This window comes from Bradyrhizobium oropedii (genome assembly GCF_020889685.1).
Lineage (GTDB): Bacteria > Pseudomonadota > Alphaproteobacteria > Rhizobiales > Xanthobacteraceae > Bradyrhizobium > Bradyrhizobium oropedii.
This window is the reverse complement of record NZ_JACMYO010000508.1, coordinates 1-524: the sequence shown is the minus strand read 5'-3', so window position 1 is coordinate 524 and position 524 is coordinate 1. Positions and strand designations below refer to the sequence as shown.

The 524-nt window shown below is 61.6% G+C and carries 1 pseudogene; it reads right to left on the bottom strand.

Annotated elements, in window-relative coordinates:
* Positions 1-524, bottom strand: a pseudogene (locus tag H8A95_RS43530) (IS701 family transposase); the annotation flags it as partial.

The following is a 524-nucleotide window of genomic DNA, read 5'->3' as shown; positions in this document are numbered from 1 at the left end:
CCCACACCGTGGTGTTCGAGAGAATGCCGGCGACATAGGAGAGCTCGAGCCGCGTAAGGCTGGCGCGCAGATCGCTGTGATTGCCGTAGCCGGCATCCATCAGCACGATGCCGCGCGGCAGGCCGGCGGCGCAGGCTGCACGGATTTGATCGAGTGCGATCTCATGCTTGGTTTTGAAGCCAATGTCGTCAGGCACACCTGCCTTGCGCAGACGCTCGCTGTCGTTGGTCCACTCCTGCGGCAGATACAGCCGATAGGCCACCGGCAAGCTTGCATGATGATTGGCAATCGACAGCGACACCGCGACCTGGCAGTTGTCTTCCTTGCCGAGCCGGCCGCAATATTGCCGCGCAACCCCGACCGAATGCCGTCCCTTCTTGGGGAAGCTGGTATCGTCAATGATCCACGCCTCGATCGGTCCGTGTTGCCCGATCCGAGGCAGCACCATCTCGCGAACCTTGGCCAAACCTGCTCGTCCGACCAATGGCCCTCGCCGACAAAATGCAGCAACGATTGGTGTTGGG